The 18,004-nt window shown below is 50.0% G+C and carries 18 protein-coding genes and 3 tRNA genes; 6 read left to right on the top strand and 15 right to left on the bottom strand.

All coding sequences use genetic code 11. From position 1 onward, the window contains the following. Window positions 1–96: 96 nt before the first annotated feature. Window positions 97–438, top strand: a complete 342-nt coding sequence (locus ABD028_RS04560; RefSeq protein WP_343842296.1) for a hypothetical protein — start codon at window positions 97–99, stop codon at window positions 436–438. Between the two features lie 32 nt (window positions 439–470). Here ABD028_RS04560 and phrB read toward each other — a convergent pair whose 3' ends face one another. The 6 genes from phrB to pheS form a co-directional block, all read right to left on the bottom strand. After that, window positions 471–1,910, bottom strand: coding sequence for a deoxyribodipyrimidine photo-lyase (phrB, locus tag ABD028_RS04565; RefSeq protein WP_343842299.1), 1,440 nt, complete (start codon window positions 1,908–1,910; stop codon window positions 471–473). 3 nt (window positions 1,911–1,913) lie between these two features. Then, window positions 1,914–2,846 carry a YbgA family protein gene (locus ABD028_RS04570; protein ID WP_343842302.1) on the bottom strand — a complete coding sequence of 311 codons (933 nt, stop codon included), beginning with the start codon at window positions 2,844–2,846 and terminating at the stop codon, window positions 1,914–1,916. Between the two features lie 63 nt (window positions 2,847–2,909). Next, the gene (locus tag ABD028_RS04575) at window positions 2,910–3,143 is read right to left on the bottom strand and encodes a DUF3912 family protein (RefSeq protein ID WP_343842305.1); all 234 of its coding nucleotides are present in this window, start codon (window positions 3,141–3,143) and stop codon (window positions 2,910–2,912) included. A gap of 250 nt (window positions 3,144–3,393) precedes the next feature. Beyond that, window positions 3,394–3,690, bottom strand: a complete 297-nt coding sequence (locus ABD028_RS04580; RefSeq protein ID WP_102796923.1) for an integration host factor subunit alpha — start codon at window positions 3,688–3,690, stop codon at window positions 3,394–3,396. A gap of 4 nt (window positions 3,691–3,694) precedes the next feature. Next, entirely contained in the window at window positions 3,695–6,082 is a 2,388-nt protein-coding gene (gene pheT / locus ABD028_RS04585) for a phenylalanine--tRNA ligase subunit beta (protein WP_343842309.1), read from the bottom strand. 14 nt (window positions 6,083–6,096) lie between these two features. Beyond that, window positions 6,097–7,077: a phenylalanine--tRNA ligase subunit alpha gene (gene pheS, locus ABD028_RS04590; RefSeq protein ID WP_102796925.1), complete on the bottom strand. Its 981-nt coding sequence runs from the start codon at window positions 7,075–7,077 to the stop codon at window positions 6,097–6,099. Window positions 7,078–7,522: 445 nt separating this feature from the next. Between pheS and ABD028_RS04595 the strand changes: the two genes are divergently transcribed. Continuing rightward, window positions 7,523–8,746, top strand: a complete 1,224-nt coding sequence (locus ABD028_RS04595) for an EAL and HDOD domain-containing protein (RefSeq protein ID WP_343842313.1) — start codon at window positions 7,523–7,525, stop codon at window positions 8,744–8,746. 15 nt (window positions 8,747–8,761) lie between these two features. On the opposite strand, the gene ABD028_RS04600 is transcribed toward ABD028_RS04595, so the two are convergent. Continuing rightward, window positions 8,762–9,688, bottom strand: a complete 927-nt coding sequence (locus tag ABD028_RS04600; protein ID WP_343842316.1) for a M14 family metallopeptidase — start codon at window positions 9,686–9,688, stop codon at window positions 8,762–8,764. A 151-nt stretch (window positions 9,689–9,839) separates the two neighbouring features. Between ABD028_RS04600 and cmoA the strand changes: the two genes are divergently transcribed. Further along, window positions 9,840–10,571 (top strand): carboxy-S-adenosyl-L-methionine synthase CmoA, encoded by a 732-nt coding sequence (gene cmoA, locus ABD028_RS04605; RefSeq protein WP_102797085.1) that lies wholly within the window; start codon window positions 9,840–9,842, stop codon window positions 10,569–10,571. A gap of 51 nt (window positions 10,572–10,622) precedes the next feature. Continuing rightward, on the top strand, window positions 10,623–11,591 hold the full coding sequence (gene cmoB / locus ABD028_RS04610; protein ID WP_343842319.1) for a tRNA 5-methoxyuridine(34)/uridine 5-oxyacetic acid(34) synthase CmoB: 969 nt from the start codon (window positions 10,623–10,625) through the stop codon (window positions 11,589–11,591). Window positions 11,592–11,616: 25 nt separating this feature from the next. On the opposite strand, the gene ABD028_RS04615 is transcribed toward cmoB, so the two are convergent. From ABD028_RS04615 to ABD028_RS04630, 4 genes are all read right to left on the bottom strand, one after another. Next, on the bottom strand, window positions 11,617–11,901 hold the full coding sequence (locus ABD028_RS04615; RefSeq protein ID WP_343842322.1) for an Rdx family protein: 285 nt from the start codon (window positions 11,899–11,901) through the stop codon (window positions 11,617–11,619). 59 nt (window positions 11,902–11,960) lie between these two features. Beyond that, window positions 11,961–12,518 carry a DUF5655 domain-containing protein gene (locus tag ABD028_RS04620; RefSeq protein ID WP_343842324.1) on the bottom strand — a complete coding sequence of 186 codons (558 nt, stop codon included), beginning with the start codon at window positions 12,516–12,518 and terminating at the stop codon, window positions 11,961–11,963. A 61-nt stretch (window positions 12,519–12,579) separates the two neighbouring features. Further along, complete coding sequence (locus ABD028_RS04625; RefSeq protein WP_343842326.1) at window positions 12,580–13,131, bottom strand: YdeI/OmpD-associated family protein; 552 nt, start codon at window positions 13,129–13,131, stop codon at window positions 12,580–12,582. Between the two features lie 48 nt (window positions 13,132–13,179). Continuing rightward, window positions 13,180–13,533, bottom strand: a complete 354-nt coding sequence (locus ABD028_RS04630) for a YciI family protein (RefSeq protein ID WP_343842329.1) — start codon at window positions 13,531–13,533, stop codon at window positions 13,180–13,182. A 177-nt stretch (window positions 13,534–13,710) separates the two neighbouring features. Between ABD028_RS04630 and ABD028_RS04635 the strand changes: the two genes are divergently transcribed. Both ABD028_RS04635 and ABD028_RS04640 read left to right on the top strand, forming a co-directional pair. Then, a complete protein-coding gene (locus tag ABD028_RS04635) occupies window positions 13,711–15,024 on the top strand; it encodes an aminotransferase class V-fold PLP-dependent enzyme (protein WP_343842331.1) in 1,314 nt (437 codons plus the stop codon). 395 nt (window positions 15,025–15,419) lie between these two features. Next, window positions 15,420–16,583 carry a serine hydrolase domain-containing protein gene (locus tag ABD028_RS04640; protein ID WP_343842333.1) on the top strand — a complete coding sequence of 388 codons (1,164 nt, stop codon included), beginning with the start codon at window positions 15,420–15,422 and terminating at the stop codon, window positions 16,581–16,583. 370 nt (window positions 16,584–16,953) lie between these two features. Here ABD028_RS04640 and ABD028_RS04645 read toward each other — a convergent pair. The 4 genes from ABD028_RS04645 to pgsA all read right to left on the bottom strand — a co-directional run bounded on the left by ABD028_RS04645 (window position 16,954) and on the right by pgsA (window position 17,983). Beyond that, window positions 16,954–17,040 (bottom strand) — tRNA-Leu (locus ABD028_RS04645). Between the two features lie 72 nt (window positions 17,041–17,112). Beyond that, window positions 17,113–17,186: transfer RNA gene (locus ABD028_RS04650), tRNA-Cys, on the bottom strand. 4 nt (window positions 17,187–17,190) lie between these two features. Next, window positions 17,191–17,266 (bottom strand) — tRNA-Gly (locus tag ABD028_RS04655). A gap of 153 nt (window positions 17,267–17,419) precedes the next feature. Further along, window positions 17,420–17,983 (bottom strand): CDP-diacylglycerol--glycerol-3-phosphate 3-phosphatidyltransferase, encoded by a 564-nt coding sequence (gene pgsA, locus ABD028_RS04660; protein ID WP_343844025.1) that lies wholly within the window; start codon window positions 17,981–17,983, stop codon window positions 17,420–17,422. Between the last annotated feature and the right edge of the window lie 21 nt (window positions 17,984–18,004).

The following is an 18,004-nucleotide window of genomic DNA, read 5'->3' on the forward strand; positions in this document are numbered from 1 at the left end:
ATTAGACATTAAATAGCAAAGAAGGTATAACAATGCATTCTGCTGTTTTAAGTGCCCAAAAGCACTAAGTTTAATGTATTGGGAGAGTCCCCGAGTATGAGTAAGTTGGATAAAGACGAGATTATCGCCAAATTCACTGAAGCCTACCAGGCCGCCCATGGCAAGGCTCCGGTAATTGAGGCCAAAGGTGGGTGGTACTCCGTTGATGGTGGTAAGAACCTGCGCCTGGCACAACTGGAAGAAATGATCGGCGAATTAGGTAGTGCCAAGGCAGCCCCGGCAGCCAAGACCGAGAAAAAGGCCACTTCCACAGCCAAGCCCGCCGCCAAAAAGCCTGCAGCAACCAAAGCCAAGGCCAAACAATCCTCTTTTAACGTTAAGGCCTATTGGGCAGAGCAACTGGCGGCCAAAGACCATTTGTGCCGCGAACCACGTTAATTGGCCAAAGCCAAGGTTTAAAAAAGCGACCATCAGGTCGCTTTTTTGTGCATATCTAAAAATTGTCCGAACCTTTCCTTTGTGCTGCTTACCGCTTGTTTGTGCTCCACTATGGGGGGTGGATAGTTGAGAGACGATGCAGCTTGCCATTTCTGTGGCTCATGCAGATGTTTCTTAGGTACCGTCTTGAGTTCTGGCAACCACTGCAGCAGAAACTCGCCGTCCGGATCATAGCGTTGTCCCTGGGTAGTGGGATTAAAGATCCTGAAATAAGGGGCTGCATCAGTGCCCACTGAAGCACTCCACTGCCACCCACCGTTATTTGAGGCAAAATCTCCGTCGATTAACCTCGACATAAAATACTCCTCACCCCAGCGCCATGGCAGCAGCAGATGTTTACATAGAAAGCTTGCCACAATCATACGTAACCTGTTGTGCATCCAACCTGTGGCATTTAAGCAGCGCATGGCCGCATCCACTATGGGGTAACCGGTTTGCCCCTGACACCAGGCGTCAAATAAATTCCGGTCATCACACCAATTGAAGGCATCATACTTTTCGATAAAGCAGCGATGCATGCACAGATGGGGAAAATGAAACATCACATAGCGGTAAAAATCACGCCAGGCCAGTTCACGCAACCATACATGTGCGCCCCCCGAACCATCCAGCATGGCCTCGCCAAACCGAATCAGCATGCTATGCGCCAGTTGCCTTGGTGCCACCGCACCGATACTTAAATAGGGCGACAAGCCACTACTGCCATGCTGTGCGGGGAAATCCCGGCTTTGCGCATACCTGCTGACAGCGTCGGTCAGAAAATCATCTATTTTTTCATCAAGTGCACTTGATGCAGCGGGCCATCCCATCTCATCCGCATTTTGCATATAGCGCTGGATACTGTTGTCTGAGTCAAGAAGTGCTTCGGGCAACGAGAGGGTAAGCTGCACAGCTTGCCAGGGCTGGCTGTGCGGCAGATCGTTTCTTAAGTGTGCCAGCCATTGATTAAAATAAGGGGTAAAAACCTTGTAGGGTTTACCTTCTTTATTCAACTGTTGATCGGGCCGCACCATGCAGGTGTCATGAAAAATGCCGGTAACAATCCCCTGCTCAGCCAGTAAGGCTTTGACTTTCTGGTCACGGCGCCGTTCATCCAGTTCATATTCAGCATTGAGATACAGATGTGTTATACGCTGCTCGGTGCATATGGCCTTTAATTTTTCAGGGATCGCTGCAAAATCAGCGACCTGCATGATATTAAGACACACACCTTTATCGGCCAGTTCCTGCTTTAGCTGCAACAGCCTACGTACTAACAGGTCAAGCTTTATGGGTGCCAAACCGTAGTGTTGCCACTGCTGTGGCGTGATAAAAAATACCGCCGTCACTGTCTGGTGATTAGCCACTGCGTAAGTTAACGGACTATGCCAGACGCCGCGTAGATCACTGCGAAACCATACTAATGCACTCAAAAATCAGGCCCTCAATCCCAATTCCTGCGGATAGGGAGAAAAATACGATTGCTGCGCTAAATAGTCGTTAGGAAAGTGACGTAAATGATGCTTAAGCAAGGTAATGGGTGCCATCAACGGCAGTTGGCCTAACCTGAAGTGTTCAATTTGCTCAGTGAGTTCCCGCTTGTCAGCCGGTTTGAGATGACGTTTAAAGTATCCCTGCATATGCATCAGTACATTGGTATGTTTGCGCCGGTTGGTTGGTTTGGACAAGGCTTTCATAATCAGCGCCAGGTAGGCTTCTGCCGTTGTCTGCTCAGCGCCTTTTGCCTTGGCCACTAATCTGCCTAATGCTTGATAAAGCTGCGGATTATAGGCCATCACCAATAGTTTATGCCGACTGTGAAAGGTCACCAGTCCATGCACACTGGGATTGTTCATCACCTTATCGCGAAATTCCTGATACACAAATACCCGGGTGATGAAGCTTTCCCTTAAACCTGCGTCATTCAGTCGCCCATCCTCTTCCATGGGCAGATGCGGAAAATGCTTGTGCAGTAGCTGCACGAACAGACCCTGCCCCTGGCGGTGCAATAACTGGCCATTCTCATCGTAGACTTTAATGCGTTCCATACCACAACTGGGGCTTTTGGCCGCCAGAATATAGCCATCCAATTTTTCCAGCTTAGGTAATTGCTGAGTAAAAAAAGATTGCAGTGCCTCGGTATGATCAAGCATGCCATTGCGGGAATCGGTAAGATGCAGGCCATCCGCCATCTCGCGCAAATGTATAGTCGGCCTTGGTACTGGCAGACCAATGCCGACTTCGGGGCAAATTGGTTGATAGATGACATGAGAATGTAGCTGACGGGTTACAAAGGTACTTTGCTTATGACCACCGTCATACCTGACTTTGTCACCCATCACACATGCGCTTACGCCAATTCGGGGCATGGTTTAACCTCGTTGATTACATACCCCTAATACTACGCTAGATTAGCGGTTTGGGATCAATGGCTATTTAGCGCGTTTTTTCCTGTTACTGCGCCGCCCGGCAATGATTTGATCCCGCTTAACCATAATCAGATGTTCCCCCAGATCTTCTCCCCCAATCTGATAACTGTCAGGGTTAACCTGGCGCAATACTTTGGCTTTGCGTCCCTGATAGGGGCCGCGTTTAATATACACACAACGTCCAAGCAAACTGGCTGGCGGGCTGGGTAAATCGACCTGAGCTTTAGGTAGTGGCATGCGAACCTCATACAAAAATCACTATTCGGATGCCGCCCCTGACAACTCAGGTTCAACAACATCCAGTTCAGATTGCAATTCGCATTTGTCTGGGACCAGACAAAAAGGAGTGGCTGCACTGCGGTTAATTTTAATCTAAACCGACAAAAACCACAGGCCAATTGGATATGCATTCACATATCCTGATATATCAATCCATACCTATGACGGCATAAAAAAACGCAGGAGTTACCCTGCGTTCTTCCTGTCATCAGTCTAGCGGTTTGGAATGCTCAACCCGACTTTTAAGCTTCTGCCCGGGTCTGAAAGTCACCACACGCCTGGCTTTGATCGGAATATCTTCACCAGTCTTGGGGTTTCGCCCGGGACGCTCATTTTTCTGGCGCAGATCAAAGTTGCCGAAACCGGACAACTTCACCTGTTCACCTGATTCGAGAGCTTCCCTGACCTCTTCGAAGAAGGCTTCCACCATATCTTTTGCGTCGCGTTTATTGATGCCCAGCTTTTCGAACAAATGTTCAGCCATATCGGCTTTGGTCAGCGCCATAAACTCAATCCCTCAGAGATGCCTCAAATTGCTCTGACAACGCGGCCAGAATTTTCTCTACCACAGCTTGAATCTCATGCTCTTCAAGGGTTCTCGCTGGGTCCTGCAGTATTAAGGAAATCGCCAGGCTCTTATACCCATCCGCAATGCCCTTTCCTCTGTAGAGGTCAAACAAGTTTAGGCCAACTAGCTGATTTCCACCAAATTTTTCTATGCAAGCAAGTATGTCAGCGACAGTATGGCTGTCCTTCACCAGCAATGCAATATCCCTGCGATTGGCAGGATAGCGGGAAATCTCTCTGGCCTGGGGTAAACGACGCTCACTCAGCGCGTCTAATTCAAGTTCAAACACATAGGTACGGCCATTCAGTTTAAGCTCTTTTTCAAACTGTGGATGCACCGCCCCAAGCAGTCCTACTTGCTTGCCATTGCGCAAAACGGCTGCCGCCTGACCCGGATGCAAAGCGCTGTGTTCAATAGCCTGGAAGCTAAATTCCTGTGGCGCTGCCGTGGTGGCGATTAAGGCTTCCACTGCGGCCTTGGCATCAAAGAAGTCAACCGCGGTCGTGTCCATGTCCCAATGTTCAGCTTGACGCTGGCCGGCCAGTACGCCACCTATTACCGGCTGTTGTGACACACCAGCGGCTTCGCTGGCATCAGGCAAAAAACGCAAACCGGTTTCAAACAGTGCAATCTGGCTTTGCTGACGTTTCTGGTTATAAGAAACCGCCTGCAGCAAGCCTGGCCACAGGCTTAGCCGCATGGATGACATTTCAACCGAGATGGGATGCGGCAGTTCCAAGGCATCAAAGTCTGGGAACAGACTTTTTTGTACCTTCGGGTCCACAAACGAATAAGTAATGGCTTCCTGGAAACCCAGGCTGACCAGACGCTGCTTCATCAACATCAGTGGCGTGGATTGTTCACGATGACTGGACATTTCCAACCGCCCGGTGGGCGACGCCGACGGAATATTGTGATAGCCATAAACCCTGGCCACTTCTTCAATTAAATCCTCGGCAATAGCGATATCAAAGCGGTAGCTGGGCACATCCACTGTCCAGGTATCGTTAGCATAAGTGACATCAAGACCCAGTCGCTGGAAAATATCTGTGACTTTATCGCTATCGATATGAATACCAATCAAGCGATCCAATCGGTTCCGATGCAGTTCAACGCGCTTATCGGTGGGCAAGTCTGCCTGACTGACCGCTTCCACCACGGGGCCAGGTTGACCGCCGACGATAGACAACAGGAGTGCCGTGGCCCGCTCCATCGCATCACGCTGCAACTTATAATCCACCCCACGCTCATAACGGTGCGACGCATCAGTGTGCAGACCATACTGGCGAGCCCGCCCTTTGATGGCTTCTGGGGTAAAAAACGCACTTTCCAAAAAGATATTCGTGGTCGAAGCGGTAACGCCAGAGGCTTTACCACCAAAAATGCCGCCCATGGCCAGGGCTTTTTGTTCATCGGCAATCAATAATGTGTTTGACACCAGTTCTACTTCTTCGCCATCCAGTAATACCAGCTTTTCTTTATCGTCGGCCAGCCTGACATGTACATCACCTTGCAGAACATCATTATCAAAAGCGTGCATTGGGTGGCCGAGTTCCAACAATACATAGTTGGTCACATCCACCACCGGGTCAATGCTGCGCACACCGCTACGGCGCAAACGCTCTTTCATCCAGGTTGGGGTTTTGGCCTGCATGTTGACGTTTTCAATCACCCGGCCAAGATAGCGAGGACAGGCCTGCGGCGCGTCCAGCACGATATTGCGACTGACATCCGTCTTGGCTTCAACCGGGTTGATGGCGAGGCTGTTTACCGCCAGTTGGTTTAACACCCCCACTTCACGGGCCAGGCCTTTGATGCCCAGGCAGTCGGCACGATTTGGGGTTAAATCCACTTCGACAGTGACATCGTCAAGCTGCAGATAATCGCGAATATCCTGGCCGATTGGCGCATCGAGTGGCAGCTCAATAATGCCATCGTGGTCTTCTGATAAACCCAGCTCTGACGCAGAACACAGCATGCCATGAGACGGTTGACCACGCAGTTTGGCTTTCTTAATCTTAAAATCGCCCGGCAGTACAGCACCGACCACAGCTACCGCCACCTTTAAGCCAAGACGGCAGTTGGGGGCACCGCAAACGATGTCTAATAATTCATCACCACCTACGTTAACTTTAGTTACGCGTAACTTATCGGCATCAGGATGCTGGCCACATTCCACCACTTCCCCCACCAATACACCGCTGAAGTCTGGTGCTACGGCTTCCACACCATCGACTTCCAGGCCGGCCATGGATAACTGCTCAGACAACGCCTCGGTGGAAATAGCAGGGTTAACCCATTCTCTTAACCACTTTTCACTGAATTTCATGCTGCTATTTATTCCTAGTTAAACTGTTTCAAGAAACGCAGGTCGTTTTCGAAGAAAGCGCGCAGGTCATTGACCTCATAGCGACGCATAGTCAGGCGCTCAATCCCCATACCAAAGGCAAAACCTGTGTATTCTTCAGGGTCTATATTGACAGCGCGCAGTACATTAGGATGCACCATACCGCAGCCGAGAACTTCCAGCCATTTGCCACTGCTGGTTCTCACGTCCATTTCAGCCGACGGCTCAGTAAAGGGAAAGTAAGACGGACGGAAACGGACTTCCAGATCGGCTTCGAAGAAGTTACGCACAAAATCACTGAGGATGCCTTTTAAGTCGGCAAAACTGACATTTTTATCCACCATCAGTCCTTCTACCTGATGGAACATCGGGGTATGGGTTTGGTCGTAGTCATTACGGTAGACCCGTCCTGGCGAAATGATCCTAAGTGGTGGCTTTTGCGCTTCCATGGTGCGTATTTGCACGCCGGACGTCTGAGTGCGCAGCATCAAATCAGGATTGAAGTAAAAAGTGTCATGATTGGCCCTGGCCGGATGATCCGCAGGAATATTCAGGGCATCAAAATTATGAAAACCATCTTCAATTTCCGGACCGGATTTAACCGAGAAACCCAACTCAGTAAAAAAGCTCTCGATACGTTCGATGGTGCGACTGACCGGATGCAATCCACCGCTGGCCTTGCCGCGACCAGGCAGGGTCACATCCACACGCTCCTGAGCCAATTTCGCATCCAATTCCTGACGGCGCAGTAATTCAGAACGCGCATGGATCATCTGCTGAATCTGTTGTTTGGCTTTGTTGATTTGTTCACCGGCAGCAGGACGTTCCTCGGCAGACAATTTACCCAGGCCTTTAAGCAGCTCGGTCAATTTGCCTTTTTTACCCAGGAATTCGACCCTGACCTTATCCAGCTCGACCATATCGGTGGCATTTGCCACCAATGCCGCAGCCTCTTTGCTTATGGCTTCAAGATCCATGTTTTCCTCAATTTCAATGCATCTGGCTTTGCACCACAGCAATGTGCTGTGTACAAGAGAATAAAACCCCGAATTCTACACGAAAGTGTATTTTTACTGCTAGGTAAATGCCCTAAAAAGGGCTAAAAATAAGTAGGTTAAGCCCTCAACCAAAGCTTGAGTCGATTCATATAGAATGTAAACAGGCTCAGATAGGCAAATATAGCGGCTATGATAGGTTTAGCGAGCGCTTCAACCAGGCTGGAGGTTTTTTAACCAGGACGGACCTGATAGTCAGGTATATTCATGTACAATCCGGCCCGTTTGTGATCAGAGCACCCTTAGGTTTGTTCTGTGTTGTTCGCAATAAGCGCCTCATGGGCGCTAAACCGGGTAGTCTGTTGCCTGCAGGAAGCCTTCCATTCTTGCGGTATGAGTCCCGGTAACAGGAAGATCAGTTATCAGTATGAAAGTCTACACAGCACGGCAGGCAATTCTTAACCGACGGCAACAAACCGTGGCCTATGAGTTGTTTTTCCGCGACGGCATTGAAAATGTCTTTCCCCGCCATGTCAAACCTGACGTCGCCACCAGTCGGCTGGTTTTGAATCAGCACCTGAATCTGGGCTTTAAGACATTAAGCCGTAATAAAAAGGCCTTAATTAACTTTTCCCAGCAAAGCCTGCTGGATCAGATACCGGCACTGTTGCCGCCGGGTGATATTGTGATTGAAGTACTGGAGGATGTGGAACCCAGTGATGAGATCTACCAGGCCTGCCGGAACCTTTTCCATAAGGGTTACAGGTTTGCACTGGATGATTTTGTTTATCACCCGGACTGGGAACGCTTCCTTAATTTCGCCAAGCTGATCAAATTCGATATTCGTCGCACCAGCTTTGCTGAAATCGCTAATATTTTGCCAACCCTGCGCCGTCGCAAAGGCGTGCGTTTCCTGGCGGAAAAAATTGAAAGCCACGAAGAGTTTGAACAAGCCAAGGATCTCGGCTTTGACTTTTTCCAGGGCTACTTTTTTTGCGTACCAGAGATGCTGGAGCATCAGGACATCGAAGCTCAGCACCATATGATCCTGGCGATTTATCTGGAAGTGCTTAAACCCAATTTCAGTTACAGCAAGCTGGCCATGTATTTTGAACGCGATTTGTCACTGTCATACAAATTATTGCGTTTTATTAATTCGGGGCTGTTTGACGTACGCGAGCCGATTAGTTCCATTAAGCAGGCGTTGATTTATCTGGGTGAAGAGCAAGCCAGAAAGTTTATCTGCTTGATTGCCACGGCGCATCTGGGTGGCAATAACAAGCCACTGGAACTGATCCGAATGTCCATTCTACGCGCCCGATTCTGTGAGCTGGTCTGTGAAAAAACTGCACCAGGCTTATCCGGTATGGCATTTCTAACCGGCTTGTTTTCTTTGGTAGACGCCCTACTCGGCTCGCCAATGGACAAAGTGCTGGAAAGACTGCCGTTGGAAGCAGAAGTTAAACAGGCCCTGTTGGCAGAGCCTGGTATGCTAGGTTCCATTCTTGAATTGGTAAAAGCGTACGAAAGCGGCAGTTGGTTCTGGACACAAAAAGGCTGTTCGGCGTTGAATATCAAAGAAGAGCTGTTACCCGATCTCTACACCAGAGCGATAAAGTGGTCAGAGGATTTTGAAACCAATACCGTCTGATCCTGTCGCACAGCGTTACGCCATCTGCCTGAGCATATATCCCAGCGCCCCTTGTATTGCCGCTACCTGCGCCACAATACATTGCTCGGGGGTGGCGTTGTCGCTGTCAGGATACACTTCAGTCGTGGTTACCCATCTGGCATCGGTGACACCGGCGCACAGCCCGAGCTTTTTGGTGTCATAATTCACCACCCCATGCTGCACCAGCGGTGAGCCAATCAACCGATTGTTTTCATCTGCATCGGCAATGTGGGTAACCTTTTCAACCGCATCCAGCACGGCGCGCTGAAAATCTGCTTCCGCTTTGTGGCTGTCTCCTACCAGATAAAAGCCATCGGGAATATTCCAGTTGTCATGGTAAGTGCCGTCACGAGCCGCCAATGCCGGTCTGAATTCAGAATTATCGGTATCGGTGGTTTCGTGCAAATCAATATGCAACAGGATCGGCTCAGCGATCGTGCCCAGCAGTTTGATTAGCGCAGCCGACTCCCCCGCCGGGCTTTCGGCATAAAAAGAGCGGTTAGGGTCAATAGCTGATGGGTTCCAGCGGTTAATGGTTTCGTATCCCCAGGGGCTGATGCAGGGCACAATCAGTAGATTCAATTGCCCGGCATAGTCATCGGCATGCGCTTGTGCAAAACGCAGAGTGCCATGTACGCCGCTGGTTTCATAGCCATGTACACCACCGGTAATCAGCGCCACCGGCTTATTGCTTTGCCACTGAGCGGACTTGAGCGCAAATAGCGGGTAGGTGGCAGCACCGTATTGCAATTGTCCATATTGCAGCAGTGCTAACCCCGACTGCATGGTCTCTAGCGGCTGAACAACATCAGTCTGGTAACTGCGCTTTACCGACTGGAGCGCCAGCCATTGCTGTTTGTCACTGTTATTCCAAGGCGTGCCTGGTGTACCTATAGGGTAAGGGTGTGCTGCTGCATTCATTTTTATTGATTACCAAGTTAGCCATATATTTATGGTCGCCTATGGTAGCAAATACGCACACAGTGTCATCCTCCGCCCTGTCATAACATGGCTATTACACACGCCTTAGGCTAGAATAAGCGCCCTTTTTAAATCAGCCCCTTACAGCATGATCTCATCAGGTAAAGACGCCATCTATTCCAGCCCGCTGGCACAAGTTTCTGATTTTCGCTTTGACGAAAATGTGGCCGAGGTGTTCCCGGATATGATCCAGCGTTCGGTACCGGGTTACAGCACCATAGTGGATGCGATTGGTCAGATGGCTGGCAAATATATGCAGGCCGGCGCACAACTTTATGATTTAGGTTGTTCCCTTGGCGCGGTGAGTCTGGCCGCCAGTCGCTATATTCAAGCCCCGGGATGTCAGATTATCGGCGTGGATAACTCCCAGGCCATGATCGAACGTTGCCAGCGACATATTCAGGCGTTTAAGTCCGACGTGCCGATTCAACTGGTATGTGATGATTTACAGAATATCCGCATTACCAATGCCGCTATGGTAGTCATGAATTTCACCCTGCAGTTTATTGCACCACCACAGCGCCTGGATATCTTGCAAGGTATTTATCAGGGGCTGAATCCTGGTGGCATTCTGGTCTTGTCGGAAAAGATCCGTCACCCCAGCGAAGCTGGCAATGAGCTTCTGATTGAGCTGCATCACGAGTTTAAGCGCCGCAATGGTTACAGCGAACTGGAAATCAGCCAGAAGCGTACAGCGCTGGAAAATGTGATGCTCACCGACAGTTTCAGCCAGCACGAACAACGCCTTAAGCAGGCAGGTTTCAGTGATGTGCTGCTGTGGTTTAAGTGCTTTAATTTCGCGTCACTGGTGGCCATTAAGTAATGGTGCAACAGCTTGGTTTCTAAGTCGTATCAACAGTAGTAAGTCAGAAGGTTGAGCATGCAACAGTTTCAGGAGTTTTACCGCCGAATTGCCGGTACATCACACAGTCACTGGCTGGAAGTGCTGCCCGCCCAGCTGGCTGACTGGCAAGGGCAAAACAAAGCCGACCTGGAAAAATGGCAAAAACTGCTGGCAAAACTGCCTGCCACCTCCTCTGCAGACGTAGATTTGCTAAGTCAGGTACGTATTGGCAGTGCGGCGGATATCAATGACTACACCCAGAAACAGATAATTGGCTTGTTGCAGCAATTCAAACCCTGGCGCAAAGGCCCCTTTCACCTGCATGGTATTCACCTGGATACCGAGTGGCGCTCTGACTGGAAATGGGATCGCGTGTTACCGCATCTAAGCCCCCTTGCCGGTCGAAGTGTGCTGGATGTGGGCTGTGGCAGTGGCTATCACCTGTGGCGTATGCGCGGTCAGGGTGCTGAGTTGGTGGTGGGGGTGGACCCCTACCCATTGTTTCTGATGCAGTTTCTGATCATGCAGCACTTTATTCAGGATCAGCAGGTCTTCCAGTTACCCCTGGGTATCGAAGCCTTACCGGCACTTAACAGTTTTGATACGGTATTTTCCATGGGCGTACTTTATCACCGTAAAAGCCCGCTGGATTTTTTGCAGCAGCTTAAGAGTCTGCTCAGAAAAGGCGGCGAGCTGGTGCTGGAAACCCTGGTAGTAGAGGGTGATGAGCACCAGGTTTTTCTGCCTGGCGAGCGCTATGCGCAAATGCGTAATGTCTGGTTTATTCCCAGCGTAAAGGCGCTTGAAAGCTGGTTGCAACGCCTGGGCTTTAAACATATTCGCACCGTGGATGTGTCCACCACCAGCGTCGATGAACAGCGCAGTACCCAGTGGATGACCACCCATTCACTCAAAGACTTTCTCGACCCTGAAGATCCCAGCAAGACCATTGAAGGGTACCCAGCGCCGGTGCGCGCTGTCACTATTGCCACAGCTTAGACACTCATTGCTGCTTGACTAATTTCTATACAGCTGACGGCTTTTTATCGGCATGGCCCAGCGGCTTATCCGGTGCAATGGCGTCACGCACGGCCTGCTTTAGTTCGGTAATCTCCGGAAATCTGCCCTGCTGTTTTCGGCTCCATACCAATTGCCCATTGGCGCTTACCTCAAAAATACCGCCGCTGGCAGGAAGCAGTGACAGCTCGGTGATTTCCTGTTCGAACGTGCTTAACAGTTCCTGCGCCATCCAGGCAGAACGCAGCAACCAGCGGCACTGGGTACAATATTTGATTTCAACTTTTGCCATATTTTCTCTTTATGGACGGTGATCTGGCGTATTCAATAGCCGGGATGCGGACCGCACTCTTAGCCCGCATTGTCGTATGCAGCTTTTATCCAGGCAATCACTTCATCGTCCACTTGTTCTGGATGGCTAAGCTTAACCCGATACTGGCACATCTGCCCGGCAGGTAGCTTTTCAAGACGTGGGGATTCTGGCAAGGCCTTTATATTCAACCCCAGTTCTACCCGGGTATTGGTGGCAGGTCCAATCATGGCAAATTGCTTGTTGCGACGATAGCTGACATATTTTTGTTTTGCTGCCGTGTCAAACGGGCCAAACTGATTCATATGCTGCAAAAGGCTGTCGTGAATATCACGCAGGGCCGCCTTAGGTCCGGTATACAAGGCATCCAGTGGGTCGGATTCACTTGCGGCTGTTGTCGTACTTTCCTTGGCAAAATGCGCCAGGGTATTGGCGTGTCCATGGCCCAGAGCGAACACATCCTTTAGCATTTTAACAATCTCGGTATGCTTGGTCAGGTTGCTCTGTTTAATAATGGCCTTAAGTTCATCCAGCGAGTTTCCTGTAAGTTCTTCAATATTGTTAAGCTGGGTTGCCAGCGCCTTTTGCATATCAGCCATTATTCGCTCCTGTTGTTTATATGCAGTATAGAAAATAGCTCGCCATTGTTGTTATGGTTTATCAGTCTGGGATGGCCTCAGGGGCAGACAAGGCTTTGCTGTAAAACCCGGAAGGATCAAAACAGCAAACACGTTTTTTACCACTGGCCAGCATATCGCAGGCATCACTGATACGCTTTGCACGGGTTTTGGCCTGTTTAGCCGTGGTGATCCAGTGGATCCAATCCACGCGAGCCAATGTGGTGGTGGCCTGCCAGGTGGCCATCGCCTCGGGCGCCGATATCAGCGCGGCCTGTAAGTCGGCTGGAATTTCTGGCTCTGGTTCAATCTCCACGGGTTTGACTTTAAACTCAGCTTCATCGCCCATAGTAACGCCGGCAGCCTGCATCAGTTTTTGATCAATACGCAGCCAATGGCTTTTCTTACCATCCGGCTCCAATAGTGCGGTAAAAGGCGCGTTATTCACTGTGCCTTCTACGCTGGTACGGCCCCGCCTGGGCAGAATGTCACTCACCGCCATCGGCAATACCACAAAAGCCCAGGGCTCTTTATCTGATGTTTTGGCTTGTCGCAATTTGGCCTGAAATTTTGCCAGGCTATTTTGTTGTTCCATCTTTACCTCCATTCCTGTTCACCCTCTTGTTGCACAGCCCATATTAACTCACTGTTGCCAGGGGTAGAAAACACTAAGTGGCGCGACACGATAGTTAAAAATTCCGCCACTCACTCCCGGATCGGCATCCATGATCGCTTTAGCTTCTTGCTCTGAGGCCACACGAAATACCAGCATGCCAAACTCTTCATACCTGGCACCAAAGGCAATGATGCCCTGCTGTCTTAAGCGCTGCATATTGGCAGCATGTTCAGCAAAACCCGTTTGTGCCTTGGGCGGCACATCTCTGCGCCAGGCTGGCCCGGTTTCAATATGCACCACAAATAACGGCGATGGCGGTTGTTCACCCGCCAGGGCCGGCCAGCTTAACAATATTATCAGCAGCAGATAAACCCTGTTCATGTTCAGGCTCCGGTTGAAACGTGCAACAGCTGCGACGCTATACAAACCGCCGCGCGGACTATGCCGTTAACTGTATATTGCGGCCATCCTTTTGTACAAACCAGCGCCACGCCTTAAAACACATCATGTTCGCCTGGTTCTCCTATACTGGATAGGTTATTCCTGTTGGAGCCTATGATGCATCGCCGCACTTTTCTGACTGGAGCAGGCCTGGCCGTTGCCGCCACCAGCCTGAGTCAGCTTACCCTGGCAGACAATACGCAGCCACCGCAGAGCGGTGTGACTCCCCCTATTGCCCCGGCAGATTGGCAGGGGCTGAGAAAGCTGTTTCCGCTCACTTATGACTATATTCATCTGGCCACTTTTCTACTGGCATCACACCCAAAACCCGTGGCCGATGCCATTGAGGCACACCGGCGTGCCTTTGACAGTAACCCGGCAGATTACTGGCACGCCCATTTTATGACTATAGACGGGCAAATATGTGCAAGTGCCGCCGGCTATATGGGGGTTCGGGCTGAACAAATCGCCCTGACCGACAGCACCACCATGGGGCTGGCACTGGTATACAGCGGCCTGAAACTGGCCGCCGATGACGAAATTCTGCAAAGCGTACATGACCATTACTCTACCGATTTGTCGTTGCAACTGCGCGCCGACCGCACCGGTGCCAAGGTCAAACGTATTGCACTGTATAAACACCCCGCAGCGGTTAGCGAAGCAGAAGTACTGGCAAATTTAAAAGCCGGTATTTCAGCCAAAACCCGTGTCGTGGCAGTCACCTGGGTACACTCCTCTACCGGAGTTAAATTACCTGTTCGTGCCATGGCCGATGCCATTGCAAAAATCAATGCCAAACGCAGTGAATCACAACAGATTCTGTTTTGTGTGGATGGCGTACATGGTTTTGGTATTGAAGATCAGGATATCAGCCAACTGGGCTGTGACTTTTTTATTGCTGGTACCCATAAATGGATCTTTGGCCCTCGTGGCACCGGCGTGATTTGGGGCAACGAGCGGGCCTGGCAAAGCAGTAATGCGGTTATCCCCAGCTTTAGTCAGTCATACGATGTGTGGTTGGGCAACAGCAACCAGGACCAGGTGCCCATAGGTGAACATATGTCACCCGGTGGTTTTCATTCGTTTGAACATCGCTGGGCCTTACCCCAGGCCTTTGCTTTGCATCTGCAACTGGGCAAGGCCAATGTGCAAAAACGCATTCATCAACTGAATAGTCAGACCAAACAGGGTCTGGCCAAGATGCCGCATGTGACACTTTATACCCCGATGGATCCCGGGCTTTCCAGCGGCCTGGTTTGTTTTGATGTAAAAGGTATGTCAGCAGATGATGTAGTAAAGGCCTTGCACAGTAAGGGGATTATTATGAGCGCAACCCCTTACCGACAATCTTATGCGCGCTTTGCTCCCAGTCTGATTAATAATGAACAGGAAATAGAGCGGGCTTTGGCTGCTATTGCTGCACTGGCTTGAGAGGTTGGCAATCAGCGAGCTTGTCTCAGCGTCTTTGCGAGAAATTTGTTAATAACCACAGTGGCACAGAGAACACGGAGTTGGTGCAGGGCTTTATCACTTTAAGGGCATTCCGAGCACGCTCAGTGTCCCATATAAGCTATTGTTTTGTTTGGATGAACAGCTCTAACCACGAAAAACACGAAATAATAGAAAGGCTGATAATCCAAACATTATAGTGTTAACACTCAGCGTGCTGTTCTTAGCGTCTCCGCGTCTTTGCGAGAAGCCTTTTTAATTACCACCTGGATATTTCCAAGCTCGCCAACAACATACATCTGCACAAAGACTTACATCATCGCAATTACCTAAATAGTAGACTGTCTGCTTAAACATCAGATACAGGGAAGGGTTTTATGCTGCTAATCGCCGTGGGAGTTGTCGCGCTGGTAGTGGGTCTGTTTATCTTTTTTGAATACCGGGTACTAAGCCTGCCCGATTTTAGCGCGGTGGAGCAAGCCACGCCAAACACAAAGCACCAGGCCTTGTCACAGTGGTTAGATGCCCTGGCCCATCAGCGCAAATTCAATGGCAGTATAGTAATTGCGCAAAACGGCAATATTCTGTTTCAGCGCAATATCGGCAACACCAATATTCAGGGGCAGCCTATCAGTGACACTACGGCCTTTAATCTCGCCTCGGTATCCAAGCATATCACCGCCTTTGCCGTTTTAATGCTCGAACATCAAGGACGGCTGTCACGCCGGAATCTTGTTAGCCAACATATTGCGGAGCTTAGCCGCTATCAGCATATCTCCTTAGATCATCTGCTGAAAAATAGCTCTGGCATACCAGACTATGCCCGTAGCCGCACCTTAGCGGCATTGTTAAAGAAACAAGGCATAGTGTTCACCCCGCAGCACCTGATCAGCTGGCTGGCCGCGCCGGCACAAAAGCTTAAATTCACACCAGGGCAACAGAACGACTACTCCAACAGCAACTATGTATTGTTGGCCGAAGTTATCAGCCGGGTTACGGGTCAGTCTTTTGCTGACTTTTTGCAGTCTCACATTTTTGCGCCACTGGGTATGATTAGCACTGCGGTGGTCAATAAATGCGTTAATACAGACAAGTTAAAAGACCGGGCCTATGGTTTTAGCAAACAGTTTTTCTACTTGGGTCCCGCCGTAGAGCAGGATCTGAATCATTTCGATGGCGTGGCCGGTGACGGCAACATTTATGCTAGTGCGCACGACTTGGTTATCTGGGATCAGGCCCTGCGGGACGGTACCCTGTTGCCCAAAGAGATTTATCAGCAGGCCTATCAACCTACCCGGCTAGACAATGGTTTATGGGTGGAGGAAAAAGTCTCAGGTCAAGTTATTGTGCCGGGACTTAGCTGGAATGTTCAGGATTTTCCGCGGGTTAGCAGTTATGGGGTGTGGCAGGCGTTTAATAATTTTTACTGGCGCGACTTGCAGCATAACACCGTGGTGGTTGTGCTGAGCAATTCAGGCTATTTTTTGCGTACCGCTATGATTGGTGAGCGGTTGGTTAAGTTTGCTGAGACTTTGGACTAAACGCTTGGATTCACCACAGAGGCACAGAGAACACGGAGAAGAACAGAAGAGAAGAACGAACAAGTACGCAGTAATGGGGGTATTTGTTGATTAAACGATTGATTGGTGGGCTTAATAGTAATAAAAGCCGCGGGCGCGGCTTTTGGTGCTCGCTGGGTCACGGCCACTGCCGTGACCCAGGCCTAAGCTAAAGAAACTCTTAATCTAAAGCTTTTATATTGCAAATCGAGTTTCACGGGCATTCTCCTGTATAGATAACACTTTACTCAACTGACTACATTTTGACCTGAGCAATTCAGCATAGGTTCCAATGGTAGATAGTAAAACTACAGGATGGGCAATAATTTATAGCTAAGTGCTTGATTTTAAATGGTGCCCGGGGCCGGACTTGAACCGGCACGGCGTTACCGCCGAGGGATTTTAAATCCCTTGTGTCTACCAATTTCACCACCCGGGCATCGGGGTTTCTCTCAGCCGTCAGATTATTAAGCGACTTGCTTTCGAGAAATCAACGCATTGCGTTGAGAGATGGAGGCGGAACCCGGAGTCGAACCGAGATACACGGATTTGCAATCCGCTGCATAGCCATTCTGCCATTCCGCCAATTTGGAGCGGGAAACGAGACTCGAACTCGCGACCCCAACCTTGGCAAGGTTGTGCTCTACCAACTGAGCTATTCCCGCATTTTTCTATCTGTTAGGAAAGTCTTGCCTTACTGGGCTGCCTCCCTAAACGTGGGCTGAATTCTACCGTCACCGCCTTGGCTGTCAACCACAAAAGTGTCATTTTCGTGTCGACTGCCGAAATTTTGACTCAAACGCCCTATTTTCCAACAGTCAGGCCGCTGTCAGATGCTTCCAGGCCGCCTTCAGATAAATACACATTGACCATACCGACAACACAGTGGCGATAATCAGCAGGATTTTGCCCAGCGTCACCCAGTAAATGGGAAAGCCCATAAAATATTCCAGTTCCGATAACAGGCCGATCAATGCCAGCATTTGTGCCATGGTTTTGGCTTTACCAATAAAAGACACCTGCACGGTATCGCGCTTGCCTGACTCGGCCATCCATTCCCGCAGCGCTGAGACAAAGATTTCCCGTGACATTAACAGCACCGCCGAGATGGTGATCCAGGCACTGTCGTAGCTATGCGCAATCATAATCAGCGCAGCCCCCACGATTAGCTTGTCGGCCACCGGGTCGAGAAAGGCGCCAAAGGCGGTAGATTGCCCCAGTTTGCGGGCCAGATAGCCGTCGAACCAATCGGTAATCGCGGCAAACCAGAAGATAAAGGCCGCCGTTTGGTGTGCCCACTTCCAATCAAGAAAATACACAATCACAAAAACCGGAATTAACAACACTCGAAGGGAGGTGAGGATATTGGGGATGGTCCACATACTGCTTGTCACATTCATACC

The sequence above is a fragment of the Bowmanella denitrificans genome (assembly GCF_039522935.1).
In the GTDB taxonomy this organism is placed as follows: domain Bacteria; phylum Pseudomonadota; class Gammaproteobacteria; order Enterobacterales; family Alteromonadaceae; genus Bowmanella; species Bowmanella denitrificans.